Annotated in this window: 28 protein-coding genes and 1 pseudogene; 8 read left to right on the top strand and 21 right to left on the bottom strand. The window is 32.9% G+C overall.

Going from position 1 to position 25,815, the window contains the following annotated elements; genetic code table 11:
• Positions 1-216: 216 nt before the first annotated feature.
• From GWR14_RS03650 to GWR14_RS03640, 3 genes are all read left to right on the top strand, one after another.
• Complete coding sequence (locus GWR14_RS03650) at positions 217-690, top strand: hypothetical protein (RefSeq protein WP_163407695.1); 474 nt, start codon at positions 217-219, stop codon at positions 688-690.
• Between the two features lie 102 nt (positions 691-792).
• Positions 793-2,538 carry a tetratricopeptide repeat-containing sensor histidine kinase gene (locus GWR14_RS03645; protein ID WP_163407694.1) on the top strand — a complete coding sequence of 582 codons (1,746 nt, stop codon included), beginning with the start codon at positions 793-795 and terminating at the stop codon, positions 2,536-2,538.
• On the top strand, positions 2,531-3,277 hold the full coding sequence (locus tag GWR14_RS03640) for a LytR/AlgR family response regulator transcription factor (RefSeq protein ID WP_163407693.1): 747 nt from the start codon (positions 2,531-2,533) through the stop codon (positions 3,275-3,277). The genes GWR14_RS03645 and GWR14_RS03640 overlap by 8 nt, the downstream gene beginning before the upstream one ends.
• A 195-nt stretch (positions 3,278-3,472) precedes the next feature.
• On the opposite strand, the gene rluF is transcribed toward GWR14_RS03640, so the two are convergent.
• The 5 genes from rluF to GWR14_RS03615 all read right to left on the bottom strand — a co-directional run bounded on the left by rluF (position 3,473) and on the right by GWR14_RS03615 (position 7,611).
• Positions 3,473-4,285: a 23S rRNA pseudouridine(2604) synthase RluF gene (gene rluF / locus GWR14_RS03635; RefSeq protein ID WP_163407692.1), complete on the bottom strand. Its 813-nt coding sequence runs from the start codon at positions 4,283-4,285 to the stop codon at positions 3,473-3,475.
• A gap of 117 nt (positions 4,286-4,402) precedes the next feature.
• Positions 4,403-4,750 (bottom strand): antibiotic biosynthesis monooxygenase family protein, encoded by a 348-nt coding sequence (locus GWR14_RS03630; RefSeq protein ID WP_163407691.1) that lies wholly within the window; start codon positions 4,748-4,750, stop codon positions 4,403-4,405.
• Between the two features lie 64 nt (positions 4,751-4,814).
• A complete protein-coding gene (locus tag GWR14_RS03625; RefSeq protein ID WP_163407690.1) occupies positions 4,815-5,678 on the bottom strand; it encodes an alpha/beta fold hydrolase in 864 nt (287 codons plus the stop codon).
• A gap of 55 nt (positions 5,679-5,733) precedes the next feature.
• Positions 5,734-6,513, bottom strand: coding sequence for a zinc ribbon domain-containing protein (locus tag GWR14_RS03620; RefSeq protein ID WP_163407689.1), 780 nt, complete (start codon positions 6,511-6,513; stop codon positions 5,734-5,736).
• Between the two features lie 3 nt (positions 6,514-6,516).
• Positions 6,517-7,611: a Nif3-like dinuclear metal center hexameric protein gene (locus GWR14_RS03615; protein WP_163407688.1), complete on the bottom strand. Its 1,095-nt coding sequence runs from the start codon at positions 7,609-7,611 to the stop codon at positions 6,517-6,519.
• A gap of 124 nt (positions 7,612-7,735) precedes the next feature.
• Between GWR14_RS03615 and GWR14_RS03610 the strand changes: the two genes are divergently transcribed.
• Genes GWR14_RS03610 through lpxK form a run of 3 tightly spaced genes read left to right on the top strand, consistent with a single transcriptional unit; the run spans position 7,736 to position 9,268 of the window.
• Positions 7,736-7,984 (top strand): DUF2683 family protein, encoded by a 249-nt coding sequence (locus tag GWR14_RS03610; protein WP_163407687.1) that lies wholly within the window; start codon positions 7,736-7,738, stop codon positions 7,982-7,984.
• Complete coding sequence (locus GWR14_RS03605; RefSeq protein ID WP_031455909.1) at positions 7,960-8,241, top strand: Txe/YoeB family addiction module toxin; 282 nt, start codon at positions 7,960-7,962, stop codon at positions 8,239-8,241. Before GWR14_RS03610 ends, GWR14_RS03605 begins: the two co-directional genes overlap by 25 nt.
• A gap of 4 nt (positions 8,242-8,245) precedes the next feature.
• Positions 8,246-9,268 carry a tetraacyldisaccharide 4'-kinase gene (gene lpxK / locus GWR14_RS03600; RefSeq protein ID WP_163407686.1) on the top strand — a complete coding sequence of 341 codons (1,023 nt, stop codon included), beginning with the start codon at positions 8,246-8,248 and terminating at the stop codon, positions 9,266-9,268.
• Positions 9,269-9,273: 5 nt separating this feature from the next.
• Here lpxK and GWR14_RS03595 read toward each other — a convergent pair whose 3' ends face one another.
• From GWR14_RS03595 to lipA, 3 genes are all read right to left on the bottom strand, one after another.
• A complete protein-coding gene (locus tag GWR14_RS03595) occupies positions 9,274-11,436 on the bottom strand; it encodes a tetratricopeptide repeat-containing hybrid sensor histidine kinase/response regulator (RefSeq protein WP_163407685.1) in 2,163 nt (720 codons plus the stop codon).
• 25 nt (positions 11,437-11,461) lie between these two features.
• Complete coding sequence (gap, locus tag GWR14_RS03590; protein WP_163407684.1) at positions 11,462-12,460, bottom strand: type I glyceraldehyde-3-phosphate dehydrogenase; 999 nt, start codon at positions 12,458-12,460, stop codon at positions 11,462-11,464.
• A 63-nt stretch (positions 12,461-12,523) separates the two neighbouring features.
• Positions 12,524-13,390, bottom strand: coding sequence for a lipoyl synthase (lipA, locus tag GWR14_RS03585; protein WP_163407683.1), 867 nt, complete (start codon positions 13,388-13,390; stop codon positions 12,524-12,526).
• A 242-nt stretch (positions 13,391-13,632) separates the two neighbouring features.
• Here lipA and GWR14_RS03580 point away from each other — a divergent pair, with 242 nt between their 5' ends.
• Positions 13,633-14,508 (top strand): M48 family metalloprotease, encoded by an 876-nt coding sequence (locus GWR14_RS03580; RefSeq protein WP_163407682.1) that lies wholly within the window; start codon positions 13,633-13,635, stop codon positions 14,506-14,508.
• A gap of 57 nt (positions 14,509-14,565) precedes the next feature.
• Here GWR14_RS03580 and GWR14_RS03575 read toward each other — a convergent pair whose 3' ends face one another.
• From GWR14_RS03575 to recF, 13 genes and pseudogenes are all read right to left on the bottom strand, one after another.
• Entirely contained in the window at positions 14,566-14,946 is a 381-nt protein-coding gene (locus GWR14_RS03575; RefSeq protein WP_163407681.1) for a PH domain-containing protein, read from the bottom strand.
• Between the two features lie 46 nt (positions 14,947-14,992).
• A pseudogene (locus GWR14_RS03570) lies at positions 14,993-15,741 on the bottom strand (DUF4184 family protein).
• A 97-nt stretch (positions 15,742-15,838) separates the two neighbouring features.
• Positions 15,839-16,690: an energy transducer TonB gene (locus GWR14_RS03565; protein ID WP_163407680.1), complete on the bottom strand. Its 852-nt coding sequence runs from the start codon at positions 16,688-16,690 to the stop codon at positions 15,839-15,841.
• A 156-nt stretch (positions 16,691-16,846) separates the two neighbouring features.
• The gene (locus GWR14_RS03560) at positions 16,847-17,398 is read right to left on the bottom strand and encodes an RNA polymerase sigma factor (protein ID WP_163407679.1); all 552 of its coding nucleotides are present in this window, start codon (positions 17,396-17,398) and stop codon (positions 16,847-16,849) included.
• Positions 17,389-18,495 carry a glycosyltransferase gene (locus tag GWR14_RS03555; protein WP_163407678.1) on the bottom strand — a complete coding sequence of 369 codons (1,107 nt, stop codon included), beginning with the start codon at positions 18,493-18,495 and terminating at the stop codon, positions 17,389-17,391. Before GWR14_RS03555 ends, GWR14_RS03560 begins: the two co-directional genes overlap by 10 nt.
• Positions 18,496-18,577: 82 nt before the next feature.
• Positions 18,578-19,192 carry an FMN-binding negative transcriptional regulator gene (locus GWR14_RS03550; RefSeq protein ID WP_163407677.1) on the bottom strand — a complete coding sequence of 205 codons (615 nt, stop codon included), beginning with the start codon at positions 19,190-19,192 and terminating at the stop codon, positions 18,578-18,580.
• An 11-nt stretch (positions 19,193-19,203) separates the two neighbouring features.
• Positions 19,204-19,662, bottom strand: a complete 459-nt coding sequence (locus tag GWR14_RS03545) for a GNAT family N-acetyltransferase (RefSeq protein ID WP_163407676.1) — start codon at positions 19,660-19,662, stop codon at positions 19,204-19,206.
• The gene (locus GWR14_RS03540) at positions 19,659-20,165 is read right to left on the bottom strand and encodes a hypothetical protein (protein WP_163407675.1); all 507 of its coding nucleotides are present in this window, start codon (positions 20,163-20,165) and stop codon (positions 19,659-19,661) included. Before GWR14_RS03540 ends, GWR14_RS03545 begins: the two co-directional genes overlap by 4 nt.
• Positions 20,166-20,191: 26 nt before the next feature.
• Positions 20,192-21,205 (bottom strand): UDP-N-acetylmuramate dehydrogenase, encoded by a 1,014-nt coding sequence (gene murB / locus GWR14_RS03535; RefSeq protein ID WP_163407674.1) that lies wholly within the window; start codon positions 21,203-21,205, stop codon positions 20,192-20,194.
• Positions 21,206-21,319: 114 nt separating this feature from the next.
• Positions 21,320-21,742 (bottom strand): hypothetical protein, encoded by a 423-nt coding sequence (locus tag GWR14_RS03530; protein WP_163407673.1) that lies wholly within the window; start codon positions 21,740-21,742, stop codon positions 21,320-21,322.
• 1 nt (position 21,743) lies between these two features.
• The gene (locus GWR14_RS03525) at positions 21,744-22,796 is read right to left on the bottom strand and encodes a glycosyltransferase (protein WP_163407672.1); all 1,053 of its coding nucleotides are present in this window, start codon (positions 22,794-22,796) and stop codon (positions 21,744-21,746) included.
• 70 nt (positions 22,797-22,866) lie between these two features.
• The gene (locus GWR14_RS03520) at positions 22,867-23,544 is read right to left on the bottom strand and encodes a DUF2461 domain-containing protein (protein WP_163407671.1); all 678 of its coding nucleotides are present in this window, start codon (positions 23,542-23,544) and stop codon (positions 22,867-22,869) included.
• Between the two features lie 120 nt (positions 23,545-23,664).
• On the bottom strand, positions 23,665-24,744 hold the full coding sequence (gene recF, locus GWR14_RS03515; protein WP_163407670.1) for a DNA replication/repair protein RecF: 1,080 nt from the start codon (positions 24,742-24,744) through the stop codon (positions 23,665-23,667).
• A gap of 241 nt (positions 24,745-24,985) precedes the next feature.
• Here recF and GWR14_RS03510 point away from each other — a divergent pair, with 241 nt between their 5' ends.
• A complete protein-coding gene (locus tag GWR14_RS03510) occupies positions 24,986-25,765 on the top strand; it encodes a tetratricopeptide repeat protein (protein WP_163407669.1) in 780 nt (259 codons plus the stop codon).
• The last annotated feature ends 50 nt before the right edge of the window (positions 25,766-25,815 follow it).

Genomic DNA, 25,815 nt, shown 5'->3' with positions numbered 1-25,815 from the left:
TTATAAAATATTTTTTTGTATTGATTTGGTTTGTTTTTTTATTGACAAAAAGCAAATAATAACGTTGAATGTACACTTAAACAAAACTTATTCAGAAATACTTTGTTATATTTGATGTCGAAATCTTGCTTGTTATGTCAGTTAAATATGCCTTAATTGAGTACTATTTCATAAATGCAAAATATTAATTTAACCTAACCCCTAAAATTTATTACCATGGAAAAAACTACCCCGATTGAAGACCCTGTAATCATTTATCCTCCAGGAACAGATATTACGCCTGTAGCAGGAGCAAATTCAATAGGAAATGTGACATTTCAGGAAACGAAATCTGTAGAGATTTTAGCTCCTTATGTTGAAGCCTATTATTCTGCCAGAGAGAATACACTTACAATGAATGCTATTATTTATGTAGCTGCTGAGGTTATCAAAAATGAAGTACTTGATTATAATATAATTCAGAATACCTATATAGATATAGAAGGACAACCACAATTGCAATTTTTTATAGTATACAATCAGCCTGAAGAATTATCAGGAGATTTGTTTATTTATGAAGTAATCTTTCAGGCTGATGCAGATATTTTTATTGGAGGACTTTCAAAGCTAACATCAATCCAGACATTTCTATGGGATTCTGATCCAGTAACATCTAGAGGCACAGTTACTATAGTTCAACCAACTAATTAGAAGTGAAAAATAACTATTTTCTCCTAAAATAATATATTTCTACAATTATCATTAATATGTTTTTGATAGATGAAGATATTAAAAATATAATCATAAAATATAATGATTAAAGTTAAATGTTATTTTGTTTTAATATTTCTATTAATTCAGCTTTTTGCATTTTCGCAATTAAAACCCTCTAATGATGATGCTTTTAATACTGAAATTAAATTAAAAACGAAGGAGTTTAAAGAGCAGGTTAATTTTAGTATTGCTGGGGCATTTTTTTTACAGGAAAAATGGGATTCTACATTAGTGTATTCTATGAAACAGCTTAGTGATGCTAATGCAAACACTGAAATTATGAACTATTGCCATTACTTTAGAGCTATTAGTTTTAGAAATAAAAAACTTCTTAATGAAGCAAAGAAAGAATTTAATAGAATTTCTAATGATTTTAAGTTTTACCATAAAGTTAAAAGTCTTTTAGGAGAAATTGCATTAGAACAGAATGAATTTAAGAAAGCGCTAAGTTATTTTAAGGAGATAGAAAAATATTCTGCTTCGAAAAATAGTACATTAAAAGGAAATAATGTTTTGCATGATATTGGATTATGTTATTTGCATTTGAAGGAGTTTGATAAAGCAGAAGAATATTTATTTAAAAGTGCTCATGAACATGAGGCAGAAAAAGATACTTTAATGCTTATTGGTTCATATGTTGATATAGCTAATTTATATTATGAACAATATAAAGATTCACAAGCAATACCCTATTTTGAAAAAGCATATCATCTTTCTAAAAAAGTAAAATCATTTGAGTTAAAACAAAATGCCACATTAAACATGGCAGTAGTAGAAGAGAACAGAAAAAATTTCCCTTTAGCTTTAACTTACAGAAAAGAATACGAAACCTGGAAAGATTCTTTAAACGATCAAAACAAAGTCTGGGAGATTGCAGAAGTTGAAAAGAAATTTGCAGTCAAGCAAAAGCAAAAAGAAGTCAACGTTCTTGCTGCAGAAAATAAAGCAAAAATAGCCGAAAGAAATGGGTTTCTCATTTCTTCGGTTTTGTTGTTTGTACTGTTGGGTACCGGAGTTTATTTTTACAGGCAGAAAATCAGAAACAATAAAATAATCCTGGCTCAGAAAAACGAACTGGACGAACTGAATGCTACAAAAGATAAATTGTTTTCAATTGTCAGTCATGATTTGCGTTCTTCGGTAAACGCCTTAAAAACCAGCAATGGTAAATTGATCCAGAATCTGGAAAGTAAAAACTATACCGAACTCGATGTTTTATTGCACAAAAACAGTTCAATTGCCAGTGGTGCGTATAATTTATTAGACAACCTGCTCAATTGGGCTTTGCTGCAAACCAAACAAGGTTATTTTTATCAGGAATCATTGCATTTGATGAGAATTGTAGAGCATGTAGAGTACAATTACAAACCTTTGATGTTGAATAAGAATATTGAATTTAAAAGCAATGTTTCAGCTTCAGATTATGTGTTTGCCGATCTGGATTCGCTCAAAATCATTATTCGGAATTTTTTAGACAATGCGATTAAATTCTCTAAAGAAAACGGAACGATCTCTATTTACAGCCGTCCTTCATCAGAAGAATTTTGTTATCTGGTAATTGAAGATACCGGATTAGGAATGAACGAAGCGACAAGAAAAGAATTATTAAAAGAAACCATTTTGCTTTCGAAAAAGCAAAACGATGATATCATAGGAACCGGATTGGGAATGCAGTTGTGTAAAAGCCTGATTCGTAAAAACGAAGGGAAACTCGATATAGAGAGTGAGGAAAATGTTGGAACCAGGATTATCATAGCATTACCAAAGTTTAAAAACCATGGATAATATAAATGTACTTATTGTCGAAGATACACAGGAAGAAAGCGACGCACTTGTAAAAGTACTTACTGAAAATAATTATAACATTGCCGGGATTGCCCGTACGTATCAGGATGCATTAACGCTATTTTATCAAAAAGAAATTGACATCGTGGTTATCGATGTTTTTTTAGACGGAAAACCGGACGGAATTACCTTTGCAGAAACCATAAATATTGTTCCCAATAGCGTAAAACCATTTGTTTTTTTAACCAGTTCAAAAGACCGTCAGGTTTTCGAAAGGGCTAAATTGACCAAACCTTTTAGCTTTTTGTTGAAACCATTCAATGAGCTTGAAATTTTATATGCACTTGAAATGGCAGTCGAAAAGTTTTACGGACAAACCAATGCTTTCCATAGCGAAGATCAAAATGCTGTTGTCAGTAACGATTCGCTGTTTATTAAAAAAAATAAATCCTTGAAGAAAGTTCAAATCAGGGATATTGTGTACATAGAAGTCGAAGACCGCTATTGTAACATCATAACCGAAACAGAAAAATTTGTCATTTTAATTTCACTGACCAAAATCATTCAGCTTCTGGATCCGTCGGAATTTTTTCAGACCCACCGAAATTATATTGTAAACGCCAGTAAAATAGAGGAAATAATTGTAAATGATAATTTGATTGTCTTAAAAGGAAAACATAAAGTTACCTTAAGTGACAAATACAAAGACTTTGTAAAACACTTTAGAGTATTGAAATAAAATTTGTTTTTGAGTATTTTAGTGTTATATCATTTATGCGTATAAATAAATATTTTTTATATAACACTAAGTGCCAGAAATGAAACAATGTTGTGTTTTGAGATTAAACGAAACAATCTAAAATGCTTATATTCAATAGATATTCAAGGTCTTGTTTCTTTTGACTTTAGGACTTTTAAACTTTCAACTTTACTGTTAACGATCTCCTCTTTTTTTAAATCGGGGATCGTGTTTCGAAATGAATCCAGCTCTTCTTGTAGCCGGTTCAGGTTTGGGAAAACTTGCCTCTTCCGTTTTACTGGAAGGCTCGATTAACTGATTTAATTCTTTGATTTCAGCATCGGTTAAATCCCTGTAGCGACCAACGGGAACATCCAGCGAGATATTGATAATCCGGATACGTTTCAGTGCAGTAACTTCATATCCTAAATACTCAGACATTCTACGAATCTGACGGTTCAAACCTTGAGTCAGGATAATTTTAAAAGTATATTTACTGATTTGTTCTACTTTGCATTTTTTGGTAACGGTATCTAAAATAGGAACTCCGTTGCCCATGCGTTGTATAAAACGGTCGGTTATCGGTTTGTTTACGGTTACAGTATATTCTTTTTCGTGATTGTTACGGGCGCGCAAAATCTTGTTTACGATATCACCGTCATTAGTCATAAAAATCAGACCTTCACTGGCCTTATCCAGTCTTCCGATCGGGAAAATACGTTTTGGGTAATTGATATAATCGACAATGTTGTTTTTGACTTCCAGATTGGTGGTGCATTCAATTCCGACCGGTTTGTTGAAAGCCAGATAAATCATTTTTTCGTGTTTTTCAACGATTAGTTTTCCGTCTATGCGCACTTCGTCATCAGGTGAAACTTTGGTCCCCATTTCGGGTACAGAACCGTTTATGGTTACTCGTCCTTCTTCGATCAGTTTGTCTGCTTCCCGGCGTGAACAATAACCGGTTTCTCCAATGAATTTGTTAAGGCGTTTTAGATTTTCTTCCATGATACAAAATTAGTCAAATTTTAGACTTCTTAGATTGCTGGGCTACTTAGAATTTTAGATTTGGTTTGAATTTAGAAATTTTAAATAGATTTCTGTTTCTCTATGACTTTGATTGTCCTATTTATGATGAAATTCTTTGCTGTCTTCAGGAGTCTCATTTCTTTCAAACATTCCATAATCACGAATTACGGTTGCAATTCGTAAATGATAATCTTTAAAGATTTTATTTCTGCCTTTTTCCTGAGCTTGGCGGTGCATTTCTAGATTTCTCCATTGTTGAATACTTTCTTCGTTTTTCCAAAACGATAAAGACAGAATTTTTCCAGGGTCACTCAGACTCTGAAAACGTTCAATAGAAATAAATCCTTCAATACGATTTAATTCAGGCTTTAGACTTACAGCAATATCTAAATATTCTTCTTTTTTACCTTCGTTTGGGATGACTTCAAAAATTACAGCTATCATTTTTTTGAGTTATGAATTAAGTTAGAAGTAAGATATAACGAGTCTTTGTTCCTTTGAACCTTTGCTATTCTGAACCTTTCGAAGAAAACAAAAAGGCAATCACTTTTTGATACAATTCATCATCGTGCATGCCGTGACCTAACCCTTTGGTTTCTATAAACTGACTGTTTTTCCAGTTGCTGGCGATTTTTTTCCCTTCTTCAAAAGCAACAATTTTGTCTGTTGTGTCATGAGCAATTAACCCCGGAATATTGAATTGAGAAGCAAATTTTTGTCCGGAGAAATCTTCGAGTTTAAAATTGAAATGCGTTAAAAAACGATTTTCTAAAAGCGAAAACATCCTGGTATTTAAACTCAGCATCGATACATAATTATCAATCAGCGTTTTTAGGTCTGACGGTGCTCCTAAAATAACCATTTTATTAATGCTGGTATTTGGAAACAAATATTGATGGTACACACAGGCTGCACCCCCGATAGAATGCCCGATGATAATATCCGGCTGGTATTTTTCTACCGCTTTATTGATAAATTCAGCATAAAGCGGAACATTAAATTCCTTTCCGCTGCTTTGTCCGTGAGCAGGTGCATCAAGAGCGATAATGGTGCTTCCGGATTTTTGAAGATGCGGAAGCGTTTTTTTCCATCTTGATGAATTGCTTTCCCAACCGTGAACCAATAAGATTTTGGTTTCGTTTCCTTTCCAGATATAGGTTTGAAAATGGTGTTCGTTATGATGAAACGTTTCTGTTTCTGTGTTTCTTAGGATTTTTGGCAGTTTTTCTTTTTGCAGTCTGCCATCACGTGGCTGGCTGAAAAGCGCATAAGAAAGTTCAACAGCTTTTTGTGGGCGGATATAACTAAGTAAGTTAATATATTGTCCAACCGATTTTAATGTAATAAAACGAATTCCTTTTTTAAGTCCCAAACCTGGTAAAATTTATGGTAAAAAAAAGTCCCGATGTTGATCGGGACAATTTTATTTAGATTTTAGCGAACAATTGTTCCATTTTCTCTCTCTCTTCATCAGCAAGTGCGCTGTCAACTAAGATTCTTCCAGAATGCTCATCCGTTATGATTTTCTTTCTTGAAGCAATTTCTACCTGAGTCTGTGGAGGAATTGTGAAGAATGATCCGGCAGAAGCTCCTCTTTCGATAGACACAACAGCTAAACCATTACGAACACTGCTTCTGATTCTGTTGTAAGCTGCCAATAATCTGTCTTCGATTTGTGCGGCATATTCAGCAGATTTCTCAGTTAAGAAAATTTCTTCTTTTTGAGTCTCAGCCATAATAGCATCTAACTCTGATTTTTTATGTTTTAAGTGTGAGCTTTTAGCTTCTAATTTTTCTTTTAGATTTGAAATAACTTCTTTCTTGTGCTCAATAGAAGCTTTCATTTCTTTGATTTGTTTTTCAGCCAGCTGAATTTCTAATTCCTGAAATTCAACTTCTTTTGTCAAAGAATTAAATTCTCTGTTATTACGAACAGATTCTTGTTGTTTTGTGTATTTTTTGATAACCTCTTTGTGCTCCTCAATTGCAATTTTCTTTGCTTTGATTTGCTCTTCAATCACTTCTAGTTCACCTTTCAGTTTCTCTGAACGAGTGTTCAGACCTGCAACTTCATCTTCTAAATCTTCAACTTCTAAAGGCAGTTCTCCTCGTACGTTTCTAATTTCGTCAATTCTTGAGTCAATAAGCTGTAAATCGTATATGGCTCTTAACTTGTCCTCAACACTTAATTCTTTCGTATTCGTCATATTCTATAAGTACTTAACTGGATTTGTATTTTCTTCTGATAAAATGATGGCAAAATTAAGGATTTTTTTCCTAAGATAATCAACAATATAATTTTTTGTATAGCGTTCGCTCTCAAAATGACCAATATCGGCCAAAAGTAACTTGTTTTCGGCTTCATAAAACTGATGATATTTTAAATCAGCAGTTAAAAAAGCATCTGCTCCTGCGTTGATGGCGTTTCGAATGGCAAAACTTCCCGAACCGCCCAAAACAGCTACTTTTTTTATTTTTTTTCCTGTAAAGGCTGAATGTCGGATTCCGTCAGCAACCATTTTATCTTTTACAAAATGCAGAAACTCTTTTTCATCCATTTCGGTTTCAAATTCACCAATCATTCCTAAACCAATGTTTTGATGCGAATTTTGTAAATCATAAATTTCATAAGCCACTTCTTCGTAAACATGATTCGCAAAAAGCGCTTTTAAGATTCTGGATTGTAAATATTTTTCAAAAGTAACTTCAATTTTTATTTCCTCTGTTTCTGTTAATTCGTGGCGTTCTCCAATTACAGGATTGCTTTCAGAATTGCCTTTGTAAGTTCCGGTTCCGTTTGAGTTAAAACTGCAGTTTTCATAATTGCCAATTGTTCCGGCTCCGGCTTCAAACAGTGCCAGACGTACTTTTTGTGCATTTTCGGGAACTGTGTAAGTAACTAGTTTTTGAATGAAATTCTGCTTAGGAATCAAAATCTTTGAATTGATTAAGCCTAATGCATCACAAAATATTTTGTTTACTCCCTGCGAATGATTATCTAAAGCAGTATGAACGGCATAAATAGCAATATCGTTTTTGATGGCTTTTAAAATGGCACGTTCGACATAGTTTTTGCCGGTGATTTTTTTGATTCCGGAGAATAATATTGGATGAAAACAAACCACCAGATTACAGTTTTTGGTAATGGCTTCGTCAATTACTGCCTCTAAAGCATCATGGCAAATCAAAACCCCGGTGGTTTCAGTTTCTGAATTCCCGACTAAAAGCCCAACATTGTCAAAATCTTCAGCATAGGCCAAAGGAGCCATTTCTTCAAGAACGTCTATTATATTTTTGATTTTCATCTTTAAATTTTCATTATTTGTATTAACAAATTAACGAATTTGTTTGAAGTTGACCTTTGCTGAATGCATATTATTTACATTAATAATGCATATTTTGTATATTTGTAATTCTAAATCAATCGATATGACTACAGTAACAATAAAAATTAACGAACGTACTAAAGCAGGAAAAGCTTTTATGGCTATTTTGTCTGAAGCTTTTGTTAAAGGAGCTGATGGAGTAGAGATTGTAGAAACAGATTCAAAGAAACTTATAAAAAAAAACAGCCCCTATAATCCTGAATTTGTAAAAATGGTTTTAGAATCAGCAAAAAGAGGTGATTATACTGATGTTGATCCAAAAGATGTATGGGGAAGTTTGGGCTTAAAATAGAAAAATTAGCTGAAGCACATTTAAAGAAACATTTTAAAGCAGGTAATCAGGCCAGTATTAAAAAAATCACTCAAATATTAGAAGAACTTAGTGAAACTCCTTATGAAGGCGTTGGAAAACCGGAAGCATTAAAATACGGACTAAGTGGTTTTTGGTCGAGAGAAATAAACTCTAAAGACAGAATTATATATAAAGTGCAGGAGGATATTGTAACCGTTTTTGTAATTTCCGCAATGGGACATTATTCAGATAAATAACTTTATGAACTTACTTAGAAAAATCCTTTTTCCTTTCGCTATTTTATACGGATTTATTACTTCTATCCGTAATTTCCTTTTTGATAAAGGAATTTTAAAATCTACTTCGTTTGATATTCCTGTAATTGCGGTTGGAAATCTTAGCGTAGGCGGAACCGGTAAAACACCTCAAATTGAATATTTAATTCGGTTATTGTCGGATAATTACAAAGTAGCCACTTTAAGTCGAGGTTATAAAAGAAAATCAGAAGGTTTTGTTCTGGCTGATTCAAATTCAAATGCTGAAATTCTGGGTGATGAACCTTTTCAGTTTTATCAAAAATTTCCAAACATTCAGGTGGCGGTTGATGCCAATCGGGCTAACGGAATTACGCAATTGCTTTCACAGAAAATAAAACCGGAAATTATTTTACTGGATGATGCTTATCAGCACCGAAAAGTAAAAGCAGGATTTTATATTTTACTGACAGCTTTTGATGATTTGTATGCTGATGATTTTATGCTTCCAACCGGAAATTTGCGTGAAGGCAGGAGCGGAGCCAACCGGGCTAATATTGTGGTTGTTACCAAATGTCCGAAGAATTTGTCTGATGAAAAACAAAGTGAGATTCGGGAGAAATTAAAACTAAACTGTTCACAGCAAATCTATTTTACGTTTACAGATTATGATGATGCAATTTATAATGTAGGAGAAAAAATTGCTGTAAACGAAATTAAATCAGAGCCAAAACTGCTTTTGGCCGGAATTGCAAAGCCAAAACCTTTTTTTGATTATTTAAAGAATGAAAATGATGTGTGTCTGACTTTTCCGGATCATCATCATTTTTCTGAAACAGACTTAAAGGCAATTCAGGACAAAGCCGGGAATGAAAAAATCATTACTACTGAAAAAGACTATGTGCGGCTGAAAGATTCAGGATCGCTTTTACAATTATATTATCTGCCAATAAAAAGTTCTTTTGTCAGGCATCAGCAAAATTTTGACGCTTCAATTCTGAAATTTGTCAGGGATAATATAAATTTTTAGATAATTTATTTAAAAAATTTAGCAATTGTACTATAAAACTCATCAGGCACAAAGGGTTTTGTAATGACGTCATTCATTCCAAAAGATAAAAGCTGATCTCTGTTTTCGTCAAGTGAAATGGCTGTTAATGCAATAATAGGTGTGGTTTTGTCAAATTCACGAATTTGTTGGGTTGCAATTGTTCCATTGATTCCGGGAAGGTGAACATCCATTAAAATCATGTCAAATTGTTTTGTTTTTATTAGTTCTATGGCTTCTTCGCCGGTATCTAATATTTCACAATTCATGGATTTTTTCTCCAGCATTTTCCTCGTTATCATCTGATTTATTTTGTTGTCTTCAATCAATAAAATCAGTTTGTTTCTTAGTTGGTAGTCATTGTATATTTTAGTTTCCGGAATATCTGTTGATGGTTTGTCGCTTATTCCAAAACTTAATTTTAAACTAAAAGAAGATCCTTTGCCAACCTCGCTTTGTAGTTTTATTTTTCCACCCAAAAGTTCTGTTAGTTTTTTGACTATGGTAAGTCCCAAACCGGTTCCTCCATATTTTCGATTTACTTCTACAGAACCTTGTGAGAAGCTTTCAAAAACCTTTTTTTGTTTGTCTTTTGGAATGCCGATTCCGGTATCTGTTATTTCAAAGTAAACAGTAGCATTTTCGTTTTCAAGATTATCTAATTTAGCGATTACACTCACTTCACCGTTTTGAGTGAATTTTAAAGCATTGTTTATCAGGTTCAGGATTATTTGTGACAGCTTAGTTTTGTCGCCAATAAGGTTGTCCGGAATAGCATCGTCTACTTCAAGTTTAAAATGATTGTTATTGACAGCTGCTAATTCTTTTAATGAATTTTGAATGTTGACAAGCAGTGTTTTTAAATCAAAAGTGATTTTTTCAATTTCAATTTTAGTCGATTCAATTTTGTTTATTTCAAGGATCTCATTGATAAATGTTGTGAGGTAATTTCCGGAGAATTGCAGGGAATCTAAATATTTTAATTGGGACTCTTTTGGGTCGTCTTCAATTAATATATGAGCAATTCCGTTAATGGCATTTAGTGGTGTCCGGAGTTCATGGCTAACAGTAGATAGAAATTCTGATCTCGCTTTTGTCGCTTCTTCAGCTTTGTTTTTGGCTATTACGAGTTCTTTGTTTTTTTCTTTTAATAGTAAATTGTTTTGCGTTCTGATAATATTGTTTTTGTACAATGCCAGACTCAGTAACGATAAAATAGAGATAAGGGCAATCGCTAAAATGCTGATTAATTTTGAATAACGGTATGTTTTTACCTGTGCAGTTTCTTCACTTTTTCTTTTAAATTCGTCATTTAAAAGTTCATTTTTCTTTGTTTTTTTGAATTCGTCAAAAACAAATTTAGCATTTTTAAGCTTTACAATATAATTCTCGATCTGCTGGTACTCATCTAAATAGCTAAAGGCAAGTTCAAAATCTTTTTTGTTTTTATGATATTGACTTAGCGCCAGAATAATTTTTGACTTTTGTTTTAAATTCTGATTTTTTTGATAAAGTTTTAGTGCTTTATTAAAATAAACAATAGCCGAATCATTTTTTTGTTGTACAGCAATTAAACCGAGCTGATAATAAGCATCGGATCTGAGTGTTGAAAAATTATTATTGTCCGGAAGCTGGATTATTTTTTTTAAAATTTTGGAAGCTAAAATGTAATCTTTATGGGATTTAAGTTCAATTGCTTTTTGTAAATTTAAATTCTGAGAGTCGTTTAAATTCAGTTTATTGAAAACTGCATCTGCTTTTTTATAGTATGCTTCGGCAGTTTCATAATTCTTTTTTTCGGTGTTTACAATTCCGATGTAATATAAAGCAAGTGCTTTGGTTGCTGATAATGGGAGCTTATTAAATAAGGTAATGCTCTTATGAAGCTGTTTTAAAGCCTCGTCATAATTGAACTGGTTGTAGTGGATTTTTCCAAGCTTAAAAGTTTGATTTGCCTGATTTTCTGTTAAATGATGATTTTGGCAATAGTTTATAGATCGTTCTGTAAACAATACAGCTTTATCATATTGTTTATTTTTAAGACTGACGTTTATGGCTTTGTTGTAATACGAAATACTGTCTATATCCGTTTTGGTTTGCGAATACAAAGAGGTGTAATAAAAACTGATAAAAATAAAAAGGTATTTCATATTGTAATACTTTTTATAATGAATCTTATGTTTTTCTCATCAGCAGAATTAAATCGATTAATCTTGATGAATAGCCTATTTCATTGTCGTACCAGCCTACTACTTTTACCATTTTATCTATGACAGATGTCAATTGGGCATCAAATAAGCAAGAATGTGTATTGCCTATAATGTCAACGGATACGATTGGGTCTTCTGTGTAATCCAGTATTTTATTTAAATATGTTTTTGAGGCTTTTTGAAAAGCCTCATTAATTTCTTCGATTGTAACAGCGCGTTTTACATTGAATGTAATATCTGTTAAAGAACCATCAGGAACCGGTACACGAATACCGCAACCTCCAATTTTTTGGTGCAGATTAGGGAAGATTTTGGTAAGTGCCTTGGCAGCTCCTGTTGTTGTCGGAACAATTGACTGACTGGCTCCTCTTGCTCTTCTTAAATCTTTATGTGGCTGATCGTGTAAACTCTGGTCTGTTGTGTAAGAGTGTATTGTTGTAATGTAAGCTTGTTCAATTCCGCATAACTCATCAATAATTTTAATCATTGGAGCGGCGTTGTTTGTTGTGCAACTTGCATTTGAGACAATTTTTTCATTTCCGTCCAAAATTCCTTCGTTTACCCCCAGAACAACTGTTTTTATTGTGTCTACTTCAGACGGAGCAGAAAGAATCACTTTTTTGGCGCCGGCTTCAATATGTGCATTTAGTTCTTCGTGCGTTTTGTTTTTTCCTGTTGATTCAATTACAAAATCAATATTATGGCTTTTCCAGTCTAAATTTGAAATCTTATTTTCATGAAAAAATAAATAATGTTTTTCATTTACAAAAATGCCTTTTTCATCATGAGATACCGCAAAAGGTAAAACTCCGTGAATGCTGTCATATTTTATTAAATGTGACATTGTTTTGTTGTCTGCAATATCATTAATTGCAACAACTTCAATTTCGTTATGATTTAAAAGTAATCGAAATAAATTTCTGCCGATCCTTCCAAAACCATTTATAGCAATTCTAGTTTTCAAATTTTTAAGCTGTTGATTTGTTTAATCGGTTAAAACAAATTAAAGATTAACCGAATAAACTTTTTACAATATATGTTTTTGTGCTTTGTAAGATGAGCGAACAAGAGGTCCGCTCTCCACATGACGGAATCCTAATTCAAGTCCAAATTTCTCGTATCTTTCAAACTGTTCCGGAGTTATGAATTCTTTTACCGGTAAGTGTTTTTTACTTGGTTGTAAATATTGACCGATAGTTACTACATCGACATTTGCATTGCGTAAATCTCTCATGGTTTGAAAAACTTCTTCTTCAGTTTCTCCAAGACCTAACATGATTCCTGATTTGGTTCTGTTAATTCCTTTCTCTTTCAAATAACGTAAAACCTCCAGGCTTCGGTCGTATTTTGCCTGAATACGCACTTCACGGGTCAGTCGGCGAACAGTTTCCATATTGTGTGAAACAACTTCCGGATTCGCTTCTACAATTCGGTCAATGTTTCTTTCGATACCTTGAAAATCAGGGATTAAAGTTTCAAGTGTAGTATTTGGGTTCATTCTGCGGATTGCTTTTACAGTTTCTATCCAGATAATAGAACCACCGTCTTTTAAATCATCTCTGTCTACACTTGTGATTACAGCATGTTTAATATTCATTATTTTGATAGAGCGGGCTACTTTTTCAGGTTCATCCCAGTCTACAGTTTCGGGTCTTCCGGTTTTTACACCACAAAAACCGCATGAACGTGTACATACATTTCCTAAAATCATAAAAGTGGCCGTTCCTTCTCCCCAGCACTCGCCCATATTTGGGCAGCTTCCTGAGGTACAGATGGTGTTGAGGCTGTATTTGTCTACCAAACCACGAAGTTCAGTGTATTTTTGTCCAATAGGAAGCTTAACTTTTAACCATTTAGGCTTTCCGGTTGGTATATTTTCTATTGCGGTTTCCATACATTAAAATTGAACTACAAATATACGTAAACTTGTATAAGTTAGGATACTGTCTAATTACTATCTTATCGATTTTATTGGTTAATTATCGATGATTTGTTAATTTTATATGATAAATTAAGTCCGAATTTGAATAATACAATGAACTTATTGTTTAAATGGTTAAAAAAGAAATAAATATTAAGGGTTTTATAATTTTAGTTCTAAGTATATTTGTAGTGTTAATTTAAATCTGATTAAGAATGAAAAATAAATTTATACTTTTAGGAATTCTGTTTGCTTCTTTTGGTGTAAGCCAAATGAATGCACAGATTAATTTGGGAGATAAGGCCATTGGAGCTCTTCAAAAAGGAGTTACAAGTTTTACTTTAACAAACGCTGATGCAGCAAAATTATCTAAGGAAGCCGTTGATAAATTGGATGCAGAGAATCAGGTGGCCGGTCCAACAGATCCTTATACACTGAGACTAAATAGGGTTTTTGGGAAACATTCCTCAGGAGAAGGTTATACCCTGAATTATAAAGTGTATAAATTAAAAGAAGTAAATGCATTTGCAACGGCAGACGGTAGTGTTCGTGTGTATTCAGGATTAATGGATATAATGGATGATAATGAATTGCTGGCAGTAATTGGTCATGAAATTGGTCACGTTGCTAATAATGATTCAAGGGATGCTATGCGTGCGGCTTACCAAAAAGAGGCTCTGATTGATGGTGCTTCTTCACAGTCGGCTACAATTTCTAGTGTTACAGACAGTCAGTTAGGAAAAATTGGAAGTGCTATGATTGACAGCAAGCACAGTCGAAAACAAGAAGCTGAGGCCGATTTATTTGCGTATAATTTTATGAAGAAAAACGGCTATAATGTTAATGCTGAAGAATCTGCATTTAGAATTTTGGCTAAAATGAGTGAGGGTACAGAAGCATCGTTTTTAGAGAGAATGATGAGTTCACATCCTGATTCAAAACAGAGAGCCGAGGATGCCAAAAAAAGAGCCGAGAAAGATGGCTTGTATAAAGCTTATGTACAGCAAAAAATAGTAAATACAGCACCTGCAGCCACACCTGCAAAAAAGACAACAACGAAGAAAAAAACGACAACAACAAAAAAGAAATAAGAGTTTCTAAAATAAGTAAAAAGCCCGGCAAATTTAAAACTTGTCGGGCTTATTTTTTTAACCTAAAACGTGATGTGCCAGTACTTTTTGTACGTCATACACATTTACCGATTTATTGAATTGTTTTACAATGCTTGGCTGTAATTCGCTTGAAACCCAAATTTTTAATTCGGCATCAAGGTCAAAAGTTCCGGCAGTTTCTACACTAAATCGTGTAATGCTTTTATATGCAATTGATTTGTATTCTGTTTTGCTGCCTGTGATTCCCTGTACGTCAACTAAAATTAATCTTTTGTTGGTAAAGATAAAAGTGTCACGGATTAATTTGAAACCTATTTCAAATTGTTCATTATCAGTTAAAAGCTGTCCGTATTTTTTAATTAAATCTTCTTGGTTTACAGAACTGGCATTGCCAAGAATAGCTGAAAATATTCCCATTTTTTACTGTTTTTAATTTTGATTTATTTGTTAAACTATTGTAAAATTAATCGATTTTCTGGTTTTTTGAAAATTTGTTTAAGTTTAATACAAGCGGTGTCAGAATTAATGAAATTAGAATAGATGCAATAATTGAAACGATAATGTTGCCATATTCTTTAGCTCCAAGACCTGTATTAAATCTAAATGCTAAAATCGTAGTAGAGATTAATAATAACAAAATCCAATAGTTTTTATTTATTAAAGAAACTGGAGGAGAGCTTTTGGGTAGCTTAAAAAAGGTATAAATAATAATAGTTCCTCCTGTAATTGTGCTTGAATGTTGTGCAATTTTTATTGCTGGAATTTTTATATTAGAAATAACAAAAGTTTTTTGCAGACTGGCGATATGATTGATAAAATATCCGTGATCATGAGTAAAACTGTCCCACAAAAGATGTGTAGTTGTTCCGATTAAAATTGATATTATTATAACAAACCAGTTCTTTTTAAAAGAATTGCTCCAGTCAAAATTATTAAAAGTGAAAAATCGTATTTGAAATACCTTTGGTGCATTTTGGAACAACTGTTTTTTAATAATATTGTGAAAAAGAAAACAGAGAAGAAGAGCAAGAGGTAAATCAAACCATAAGATTCCATCAAGTGTATGGCTGTAAAGACTTTTACTTTCATTCTGATAAAATATTCGAAATCCGGGACTATACTACCAATGACAAGCCCTGTTAATGAAAACCAATTTTTAGGTAAATATTTAAATGGTAAAACAACCGCGGGATGAGAAAAGGTAAAAGGCATTAAAAATAATTTTAGACGCTGGGTTGATTAATTTTGATATAAATGTACATTTTTAATCAAAAAAAAAGCAGAACCTAAATTCTGCTTTTTTCTATCATTATTCCATTTCTGTTTTTATAGTAATCGGAAGGTTATACGCCGTTCTTACTGGTTTTCCGTCTAAAATTCCGGGAGCCCATTTTGTTTTTAGAGATTTTAAAACTCTTACAGCTTCTTTACCCATTCCGTAACCTGGATCGCTTTTTACTACAATATCAGTCATTGTACCGTCTTTTTCGATTACAAAAGAAACGTATACTCTTAATGTTTTCTCGGCATCCAGTTCTGGCTTGTTGAAATTGTTTCCTACATAAGTATAAAACTTGCCTATTCCTCCAGGGAACTCAGGCATTTTGTCTAATATTGCACTGTTTATTATGGTACTTCCTGTTCCGCCGTCAACTCCTGAACTGGTTCCGGTTCCGTCTCCTGTACCGCTACCTGATGATGGTAATGCATTAACTACAGTACCGTTTCCTGTAGAAGTATTGTCTACAACAGGTGTGTTGTCTTTGTTTGGAGCGATTTCTGGTAAAGCATCCTGGGTAGGAACAACAACAGGATTTACTAACTGACGAGCCTCTGTTACTTGTGCAACAGCCTGTTGTTGCTGTGCTGGTGGCGGAGCGACAGCTTCATCTGTTTTTGGCTTTACTATTTGGTCTAAATCAACTGGTCTCATTACGTCATCAATCGGAGGAATGCTTTCAGTAATAGGAGAGTTTGTTGTGAATTTACCAATCAGCATCGATACACTTCCTATGGTTGCTATTAACAGTAGGGCCATAAATAGTGCTGTGACAGTTGTTTTGGCATTTTCCTGGCGTAATTGATACGCGCCATATTCTTTGTTTTTGTTTTCGAAAACAAGATCGGTCCACTTGGTTTCATAGATGCTTAATTTAGACATGGTAATTGGATTTAAAAGGTTAAGTAATATTAAATCATAAGCAATAAGGATTTTAGTTTAACTAAAAACGAAAACAAAGAACTTTTGGTATGTGAATTGTTTATTTTTTTAAGAATAAAATTATGGATATTTTATCCTTTTTTTAAAGATAGTAAATTATCTGTTACGTTCGATAATTTCTGCCAATAATTTTTTGGCGCGGAGTAATTTTACTTTTACATTGCTTAAAGGCTCATCAATTTTGAGTGCAATTTCCTGATAGGTCATTTCCTGAAAATAACGTAACTGAATGACTTCCTGATAGTGTGGTTTTAATTCTTTGATGCATAAAAGCAAACGGGAAAGGTTTTGCTCCTTAATTAATGCATCTTCTGCAGATGGAGTAGGATCGGCAATATTGTATGCCTGCTGATCTTCGTTGTCGGTGATTTCAATAAAAAGACTGGTTTTCTTTTTTCTTAATAAATCAATATAAACGTTTTTTGCAATGGCAATTAACCAGGTGTTGAATTGAAATTCGGGATTATAAGTAGCAATTTTATCGAAAGCTTTTGAGAAAGTTTCAATGGTAATATCTTCAGCCGTAGTTTCGTTTTCGGTACGTTTTAGCATAAAGCTGTACACTTCATTCCAATAGAAATCTAATAAAAAAGTAAAGGCAATCTGATCACCTTTTTTTGCTTTTTCTATTTTAGAATTTATTTCCAATGTACAGGTTTTGAGAAAATATTGGTTATAAAGATATTGATTTGTGTGAATATAAGTATGAATTCTACAACCGGAAACCAAATTTTAAGATCTTTTTCTTTTAATTTGCCTGCAGAGAATCCGGTTACAGTCCAGGCAATAGTATAACGGGTTGCCAATAGAGCCAAAACCACGATCCATTGAAATTGAAATGACAATAAAACAATGGCTAATACGAAGAATAATAATTGTGAACTGTAAAAAAGCCCCAGTTGTATTTGATCAAAAAATTTATAATAATTAGCAGTCGAAGTATGTCTTCTTTTTTGCGAAAACCATTCTTTGTAAGTTTCTTTCGGTTTTGAATAGGTAAAACTTTCAGGAGCATACGCAATGGTAGTGTTGGCTTTTCTTGCAGCCTGATTTACAAATAAATCATCGTCTCCTGAACGCACCTGTATGTGTTCGATAAAACCATTTACATTAAAAAACTCTTCTTTTTTATAAGCTAAATTTCTTCCAACTCCCATATATGGAAGTCCGATTCTGGCCCAGGAAAAATATTGTGTTGCAGTCAAAACAGTTTCAAAACGAATGACTTTGTTCAGTAGGGAACGATTAATTTTTTCGTAACCGCCGTAGCCCAAGATTATAGTCTTGTTCATGGTAAACTGAGAACTCATAGCTGTAATCCATTCTGTTGAAGTTGGGTAACAATCAGCATCTGTAAACAAAAGATAGTCTTTTTTTGAAGCTTTGATTCCTAAAGTCAGGGCATACTTTTTATTTCCCCAAAAGGCTTCGTTGTTTTGGACTTTTACTAAACGGATATTAGAATATTGCTTTTCAAATTCTTCAAAGACTTCTAAGGTTTCATCGCTTGAAGCATCATCAATTAGCACGATTTCAAAATCAGGATAATTTTGTTCTGCCAGTAGCGGAATATATTTTTTTACGTTTTCTTCTTCATTTTTGGCACAGACAATTACTGAAACCGGAAGTTTTTTTTGGGTAATGTTTTGAGATTTAGCGAAAGCAAACTTTCCGAAAATCCCTAAGTAGTAAAAAACCTGGATGAATACAACAGCAATAAAGAAGTAAAGTAAAAATATAAGCATATGTTTTAATGTCTTTTAATTTCCGAATCTTGCGAGTGCAAATGTAGGTATGAATTCCTAATTTTCAATAGTTAAAACCGATTTACTTTCGGCATTTTGACATTTCTTTTGCAACAGCAATAGCCTGAGGGTTTTCCGTTTTCTCCAGTTCTGAAATTATATTTTTGTAATTAGAATCATCACGGTTCTGGGATAGTTTTTTAGTCGCCTGAATTTCATTGATTTCGATTTCAAAACCAAAGATTCCTCTCGCTTCACGCATAGTTTTTGCTGATAAATTTTCTACCCGGACAGGATTTTTAGAATTGGCTTCGTATTTATCAACCAGCTTTTTTAACTGCTCTACAGAAGTTTCATAATCCACAATTCTGATTTTTCCATAAATATGTACGGCTATGTAATTCCAGGTTGGTACATTTTCGTGATCGTACCAGGATGAAGAAATATAGCTGTGTGGGCCTGTAAAAACAGCTAAAACCTGATCGTTTTCCTGAAAACCTTCTGCCTGCGGATTAAGTTTTGAAATATGGCCCTGTAAAACTTCTTTTCCGTCAGCATTAATCTCAAGTTCAATTGGAATATGAGTAGCACATAATTTTCCGTTAGTCTGATTGATTAGGATTCCAAAACTGTTTTCTTTTAAAAAAGTTCTGATTTCTTCGGGATTTTCGTTTTTATATAAATCAGGTGTGTACATTTCATATTGTTTTATGTCAATGATTTTCCAAAACAAATTGCTTCCGGCCGATCTGCATATTTTCCGTAATTCGGAATTACGTTGTAGCCTTGTTTGAGATAGAATTGAACAGCTTCGTTATTTTTTATGCGGGTTTCCAAAATCAGATTTGTGTATCCAATTGATTTGGCTTTTGCTTCTAAAAAGTCTAAAACCGTCTGTCCGATTTTTTTTCGCGGAAGCTTCGAATACATTCGTTTTACTTCACCAGTGTTTTCGTTAATTGGTCTAATCGCTCCACATCCTACAATTTCATTGTTTAATTCAGCGATGACAAATACAAATTTAAAGTTGTCATACTGCCAGTCTGTGAATGAATTCTTTCCATCACTTCCAAAACGGTTAAATAAATTTGCAGATAATTCTTCTGTAATTTGAAAAGTCTTTTCGTCGTTTGGATTCGTTATTTTTATGGAAAGAATTTTCGTCATCTTTCAAAAGGCTTTTTGGAATTAAATAAATTTGGTTTAGCACTTAAGTATAAAATGGTTAAGCCAATGATTGTAAAAATAATTCCTTCAAAAAGGCATTGTGCTCCCAAATCATTAAAAAGTGCTGTTCTAACAGGGCGGAATAAATGCGATACTATTTCTCTTCTGAAAAATTTAAGTCTTAAGAGGGCATAAAGGGATATTGCAATTATGATGGTATTTAATGGTGAAAGTTTATTTTTCCAGTTGAGGAAAGAAATTAAGAATATTCCAACTAATAAACCCAAAAAAATCCAGACATATACTCCGGGCCAAAAGCTTAAGGCATCTTCTTTTGTTGGGAATAATTGATTGTAATATTCTGGTTTTTGAATTTGAAAATGATTTTTTAGACAAATGACTTTTTCAGTTACACTATAAATTCTGAGTTGGAGGATTCCATTAATGAAGAAAATCATTCCAAAGAACTGAATTAAGATAATTCTAATGTTTAGTTTTCTCATCAATAGCAAAAATAAATGAATCCTTTTTAAATAACGTTTACTTCTGCATCAATATGGATGCCAAAAGTTTCAAAAACGGTTTTTTGAACCTCCTTTGAAACTGCTAAAATTTCCTGTCCGGTTGCATTTCCATAATTTACAAGGACTAGAGCCTGATTTTTATGAACGCCGGCATCACCAAAACGTTTTCCTTTAAAACCAGCTTGTTCAATCAGCCAGCCAGCTGGAACTTTTACCTCGGTTTCTGAAACTTCATAATATTTCATTTCAGGAAACTTTTGATGAATTTTTTCAAAATCAGACTTTAAGATAATTGGGTTTTTAAAGAAACTTCCACTGTTACCTAACTCTTTAGGGTCTGGTAATTTACTTTTTCTGATAGCGATTACAGCATTGCTGACATCTTTTAGGGAAGGTTCAGTAATATTGTTTTTTGCTAATTCAGCCAGAATATCCCCGTAAGAAGTATTGATTTTATGATTGCGTTTGGTCAGTTTAAAAATGACCGAAGTAATTATATATTGGTCTTTTACTTTATTTTTGAAAATACTTTCACGGTAGCCAAAATTGCATTCCGCATTGGTGAAAGTTTTCATTTCCTGAGTTGCAATATTCATAGCTTCGCAAGAAATAAAAGTATCTTTAATTTCAGTTCCGTAAGCTCCAATATTCTGAACCGGAGTTGTGCCTACATTTCCGGGAATCAATGACATGTTTTCTAAACCGCCAAAATTATTGTCAATTGTCCAGAGAACGAAATCATGCCATACTTCTCCCGTCTGGCTTTCTACCCAAACAAAATCATCGTCTTCTTTCGTGATTTTTTTGCCTTTTAAATCGATATGAATCACCAAAGCATCAATATCTTTCGTCAAAAGCATATTGCTTCCGCCTCCTAAAATAAATTTTTTCTTGTTTTTGTTTTCTTCTAAAACGGTTTTCAATTCTGCGATAGAATGTACAGCAACAAATTCTTTAGCATTAGCATCAATGCCAAATGTATTATAGTTTTTTAAAGAAAAGTTGGATTGGATTTCCATAAATAAAAAGGCTTTTTAATCTGAATTCAAAAGTATGAATTATAAGTTTTGGTAACTGAAAAGAGTGCAAATTTTTATGCTAGGAACGAAAGCTTGGAATTCTTCATGATTAATTTAAGCGTCTTCTAATAAAATCATTAGGATTATAGGGGAAATCATAGAAAGTAACAAAATTAACGCACCAATTATTCGATCTGAAATTTTTATTCCCTTTTTTCCTCTAGGTGGGTAATCCCACTTAGTTGCTATTATAATATTTCGATTGTATAAAGTTTGAAAAAGAGGGTTGAAAAGTCTAACTAATAAAATGAAAATTAAAGGAACAAAATAAAATGCACCTGCAGGATTTGATTTCAATCTAAAAATTCCAATGATGAAAAAACAGAAAGCAAAAATTAAATGTTTTACTAGTTTAGCATTGTCAAAAAGAGTATTATATCTAAAAGTTTTTGGGTTTAATCCTTGTCCCCAAAGCATATAAAAAAATAAGTATCCGAAAGCTAATGCTATAGGAGTGAAAATTAATATTTTTTCCATATTAATAGTCTAGGTTTCGATTCAGTAACTCATGATATTTCTCTGAAATAATCGTCATATTAATATAATAATTCGCATTCTCCTTCACAAATTTTCTATTTCGAATAATCGCCTCATTTCGTAATTCAGGATTTTCAAAAGACCAAATTAATTCTTCTGCCAGCATTTTGACATTATCGATTTCAATTAACTGTCCGTTTTCGCGATGTGTAATCCAGCTTTGATTTCCGGGAATATCAGAAACGACAGGATAGCAATTGCAGGCCATAGCTTCAAATAAAGAGGCCGAAACACCCTCGGTAATTGGCATACTGATATAAATATTCGATTGCTGTAATAATTTTGGAAGTTCTGTATTCGGAATTCTTCCTGTAAATATTACTTTGTTTTCGATCTGGAGTTCTTTTGCTAAATCTTTTAAAAACTGCAATCTTGTTCCGTCTCCAACAATGGTCAGAGAAAAATCAATTCCTTTTTGGTTTAAAATTCCGAAAGCTTTTAGAATAGAATCGTGTCGGTATTCTGGCTGTAGCGAACGTGTTACAATTGCCTCAATTTTGTTCGAATTATTAGTTGAAGGAGTAAAAATTGATAAATCAATTCCTTTTGGGAGTATTAAAACTTTATTCATTTCAACACCAGTCTCTTTCATGTGAATAGCCATGACAGGTCCCCAAGCATGAATTAAATGCGCTTTTTTAAAAGCATATTTCTGAATGAATTTTTTATAAGGATATAAAACTGAAGTTTCAGGCCATAAATCGGTTCTGCCTTGTTGTGCAATAGCAATAGTTTTGGATCCTGATAATGCGGCAAGAAAACCGTAACTTGTTGTTCTTTCAGCAATAATCATGTCCGGTTTTTCTTTTCTGATGATTTTTTGAATAGAAACAGGGGCAAATAAATACTCTAAAATACGTTTGAATCTTTGATTATTTGGAGTTTGAAGTTCCCAGGTAATAATTTCAAAATCGCCAAATTCTTTCAGGCCTTTCATCCAGGTAATGGCGTCGGCGCGATAAGATTCTCCAAGAAAAAGTATTTTCCTTTTCATTATAAAAGTTTTTTCGCCACGAATTCACGAATTAATTTTGAATAAATCGTGAATTCATGGCGTTTTTTTTCTAAAATTCTTCAGTATCCAAAGCGCGGTTGATGAATTCGTTTAGAGGTTTTAAAGCAATAAGTTTTTGACTCATTTTCTTTACGAAATCTTTTTCCAAGACTTCAGAAACGTTATAAACTTGAGTTGCAGTGAAGCTTTTCAGTTTTAAAAATTCAATTGCTGGATGGTCTTTTTCGTAACCGCGAGGCATACTTTTAAGTGAATTGTTTTCGTTTATGTCTAAACTTTTAAACTCTTTTTTGAAGTTTTTATCATTTAAAATTTCCTGTAAATCATCATAGAAAAAAGCAATTTCTTTACGGACTTTCTTTAAGTCTTCTGCTTCAGGTGAATAAAATCCGCCAGCAATAAAACTCGCGCCTTTTTCGATATGAACATAATATCCGGCGCGGTTCAAACCTTTTGTTCCGCCAGACATCCAGATTCCTAAATGTGCTTTGTAAGGAGATTTATCTTTAGAAAAACGAATATCACGGTTAATTCTGAAAGTACAGTTTTTGACTTCCAATAATTCTAAGGAAGGATCGAGTGGTTTCATGACATCGAGAAAATCGCTCACCAATTGATGATAATCTTTTTTAAAAACTTCATATCGTTTTTTATTGTCCTGAAACCAGTCTCTATTATTGTTTCTTTTTAAATCGTCTAAAAATTGCAATGATTCTTTCGCTAACATGTTTCTTAAATATTTATTGCAGTTGTTTTCTAAGTTTTGTTTAGGCTAATTTAATGATTTCTGTTTTGGGACTGATTCTGAAAATGATACAAATTATATCATTTTTTGAAATCATAAAAATTATAAATTAAATATTTTATAACTCTGATGTGTCGATTTTACAATCGTTTCGGTGCGTTCCGGGTGCGTGTCAGAAATAAAAAGCTGTCCAAAAGTTTCGGTATTTACCATTTCTACAATTTTGGCAACACGCGTTTCGTCAAGTTTATCAAAAATATCATCAAATAAAAGAATGGGTTTTACACCGCTTTGTTTTTTCAGAAACTCAAATTGAGCTAATTTTAGGGCTATCAGAAAAGACTTCTGTTGTCCTTGTGATCCGAATTTTTTTATCGGATGTGAATCAATTTCAAAAGACAAATCATCTTTATGAATTCCGACTGTTGTATAATGCAGCACTCTGTCCTTATTGATGTTTTCCTGTAAAAGCGTTAAAAGGTCTTTTTCGTGCAAATGGCTTTCGTAAACCAATTGTACGCTTTCTTCAGATCCGGTTATTGCCTGATGATGTACATTAAATATTGGTATAAATTGCTCAAGGAAATCTTTTCGTTTTTCAAAAATCGATTTTCCGTATTCATTCAGCTGTTCGTTATATATAGATAAGGTGTCGTTGTCAAAAGTATGATTAAGGGCAAAATACTTTAAAAGGGCATTTCGCTGCGTAATTACTTTTTGATAGTTTATTAATTGATGGAGATAAGTAGAATCTAACTGAGAAATTACACTATCCATAAATTTTCGGCGGGTTTCGCTTCCTTCAACAATCAAATCACGATCTGCAGGCGAAATAATGACTAGCGGAATAAACCCGATATGATCTGAGAATTTATCGTAGGGTTTACCATTTCGCTTTAAAACCTTTTTTTGTCCTTTTTTTAAACTGCAGACAATCTGCTCTGTTCTTTCGTTTTTATTTAATTCGGCATCAATTACAAAAAACTCTTCACCATGTTTGATGTTTTGAACAGCAAGTGGATTAAAATAGCTTTTTCCGTAAGCAAGATGATAAATGGCATCCAGTACGTTGGTTTTTCCAATACCATTTTTTCCCACAAAGCAGTTGATTTTGAGGTCGAATTCAAAACTTGCTTCGGAAAAGTTTTTATAATTGAATAAAGAAATTTTGTTTAAATGCATTTTTTAGGGACTCCACGTGAAAAATTCACCGTTTTTGGCAGCAAAAATTTGAGGCTGCAAATTACCGAAAATTATCGATATAATTGGTTTCGGAAGATTCTTAGGCTGATTTATTTTCCTGCTTCTGCGAAAGGACAAATGCTTTAGTAAAATATTTTTTTTAAAATAGTGATAATTTTGCTTTTTTTTATCTCAGTTTCAATAAAAATTTTATTTTTGCCGTTCACTAAATTAATTTTAAATGGCTACTTACAATAAAAGAGGATATAAAGCACCGAAAGAGAAGGAAGTAAAAGAAGTAACTGAAGAACAACAGGTAGTAATTGATGAAAAAGACAGCACAACAGCTGGTGTTTTTTCTAAATTAGATGAAACTGCTTCAAAAACTGAAGACTGGGTTGCTAAAAATCAAAAAATCATTATTGGTTTAGTTGCTGGTATTGCAGTTGCTACTATTGGATATTTAGCTTACCAGAAATTTATTGAAACTCCTAAACAGGATGAAGCTGCTAACGAAATGTTTGTTGCACAGCAAAACTTCCAAAAAGCTGTTGATGGTGTAGCAAGTGATTCATTATACAAATTAGCATTGAACGGTTCTGAAGGTAAATTCGGATTCATTAAAATTGCAGAAGAATATTCTGGAACAGATGCCGGAAATTTAGCAAACTACTATGCTGGTATGGCCTATTTGAATACAGGTAAATTTGACGATGCAATTAAATATCTTGGAGAGTTTAAGTCGGGTGATATGATTTTGAGTGCATTGGCAACTGGAGCTATAGGAGATGCATACTCTCAGAAAAATAACCAAAAAGAAGCTTTAAGTTATTATGTAAAAGCTGCTGAATCTAACAAAAACGATTTTACAACTCCTCGTTTCTTGTTAAAAGCAGGTAAAACAGCTTTGGCTTTAGGTCAGAAGGAAGATGCGTTAAAATATTTGACAGATATCAAAGAAAATTTTGACGGAACTCCTGAAGCTGCTTCAGTTGATGCTTTGATTGGATTAGCGCAATAATTTAATTTTTAGAGTTCAGATTTAGTTTTTAGATTTGTATTTTTGCAATC

This window comes from Flavobacterium ajazii (assembly GCF_010614725.1).
Taxonomy (GTDB): Bacteria; Bacteroidota; Bacteroidia; order Flavobacteriales; family Flavobacteriaceae; genus Flavobacterium; species Flavobacterium ajazii.
The sequence above is the reverse complement of the archived record's forward strand: the minus strand, read 5'-3'. Positions and strand labels throughout refer to the sequence as shown.

What these genes read in the sequence shown, in the direction of transcription:
- GWR14_RS03650 (WP_163407695.1), top strand. Translation starts at nt 217, where the DNA reads ATGGAAAAAACTACCCCGATTGAAGACCCTGTAATCATTTATCCTCCA.
- GWR14_RS03645 (WP_163407694.1), top strand. Translation starts at nt 793, where the DNA reads ATGATTAAAGTTAAATGTTATTTTGTTTTAATATTTCTATTAATTCAG.
- GWR14_RS03640 (WP_163407693.1), top strand. Translation starts at nt 2,531, where the DNA reads ATGGATAATATAAATGTACTTATTGTCGAAGATACACAGGAAGAAAGC.
- rluF (WP_163407692.1), bottom strand. Translation starts at nt 4,285, where the DNA reads ATGGAAGAAAATCTAAAACGCCTTAACAAATTCATTGGAGAAACCGGT.
- GWR14_RS03630 (WP_163407691.1), bottom strand. Translation starts at nt 4,750, where the DNA reads ATGATAGCTGTAATTTTTGAAGTCATCCCAAACGAAGGTAAAAAAGAA.
- GWR14_RS03620 (WP_163407689.1), bottom strand. Translation starts at nt 6,513, where the DNA reads ATGACGAATACGAAAGAATTAAGTGTTGAGGACAAGTTAAGAGCCATA.
- GWR14_RS03615 (WP_163407688.1), bottom strand. Translation starts at nt 7,611, where the DNA reads ATGAAAATCAAAAATATAATAGACGTTCTTGAAGAAATGGCTCCTTTG.
- GWR14_RS03610 (WP_163407687.1), top strand. Translation starts at nt 7,736, where the DNA reads ATGACTACAGTAACAATAAAAATTAACGAACGTACTAAAGCAGGAAAA.
- GWR14_RS03605 (WP_031455909.1), top strand. Translation starts at nt 7,960, where the DNA reads ATGGGGAAGTTTGGGCTTAAAATAGAAAAATTAGCTGAAGCACATTTA.
- lpxK (WP_163407686.1), top strand. Translation starts at nt 8,246, where the DNA reads ATGAACTTACTTAGAAAAATCCTTTTTCCTTTCGCTATTTTATACGGA.
- GWR14_RS03595 (WP_163407685.1), bottom strand. Translation starts at nt 11,436, where the DNA reads ATGAAATACCTTTTTATTTTTATCAGTTTTTATTACACCTCTTTGTAT.
- lipA (WP_163407683.1), bottom strand. Translation starts at nt 13,390, where the DNA reads ATGGAAACCGCAATAGAAAATATACCAACCGGAAAGCCTAAATGGTTA.
- GWR14_RS03580 (WP_163407682.1), top strand. Translation starts at nt 13,633, where the DNA reads ATGAAAAATAAATTTATACTTTTAGGAATTCTGTTTGCTTCTTTTGGT.
- GWR14_RS03575 (WP_163407681.1), bottom strand. Translation starts at nt 14,946, where the DNA reads ATGGGAATATTTTCAGCTATTCTTGGCAATGCCAGTTCTGTAAACCAA.
- GWR14_RS03565 (WP_163407680.1), bottom strand. Translation starts at nt 16,690, where the DNA reads ATGTCTAAATTAAGCATCTATGAAACCAAGTGGACCGATCTTGTTTTC.
- GWR14_RS03555 (WP_163407678.1), bottom strand. Translation starts at nt 18,495, where the DNA reads ATGCTTATATTTTTACTTTACTTCTTTATTGCTGTTGTATTCATCCAG.
- GWR14_RS03550 (WP_163407677.1), bottom strand. Translation starts at nt 19,192, where the DNA reads ATGTACACACCTGATTTATATAAAAACGAAAATCCCGAAGAAATCAGA.
- GWR14_RS03545 (WP_163407676.1), bottom strand. Translation starts at nt 19,662, where the DNA reads ATGACGAAAATTCTTTCCATAAAAATAACGAATCCAAACGACGAAAAG.
- GWR14_RS03540 (WP_163407675.1), bottom strand. Translation starts at nt 20,165, where the DNA reads ATGAGAAAACTAAACATTAGAATTATCTTAATTCAGTTCTTTGGAATG.
- murB (WP_163407674.1), bottom strand. Translation starts at nt 21,205, where the DNA reads ATGGAAATCCAATCCAACTTTTCTTTAAAAAACTATAATACATTTGGC.
- GWR14_RS03530 (WP_163407673.1), bottom strand. Translation starts at nt 21,742, where the DNA reads ATGGAAAAAATATTAATTTTCACTCCTATAGCATTAGCTTTCGGATAC.
- GWR14_RS03525 (WP_163407672.1), bottom strand. Translation starts at nt 22,796, where the DNA reads ATGAAAAGGAAAATACTTTTTCTTGGAGAATCTTATCGCGCCGACGCC.
- GWR14_RS03520 (WP_163407671.1), bottom strand. Translation starts at nt 23,544, where the DNA reads ATGTTAGCGAAAGAATCATTGCAATTTTTAGACGATTTAAAAAGAAAC.
- recF (WP_163407670.1), bottom strand. Translation starts at nt 24,744, where the DNA reads ATGCATTTAAACAAAATTTCTTTATTCAATTATAAAAACTTTTCCGAA.
- GWR14_RS03510 (WP_163407669.1), top strand. Translation starts at nt 24,986, where the DNA reads ATGGCTACTTACAATAAAAGAGGATATAAAGCACCGAAAGAGAAGGAA.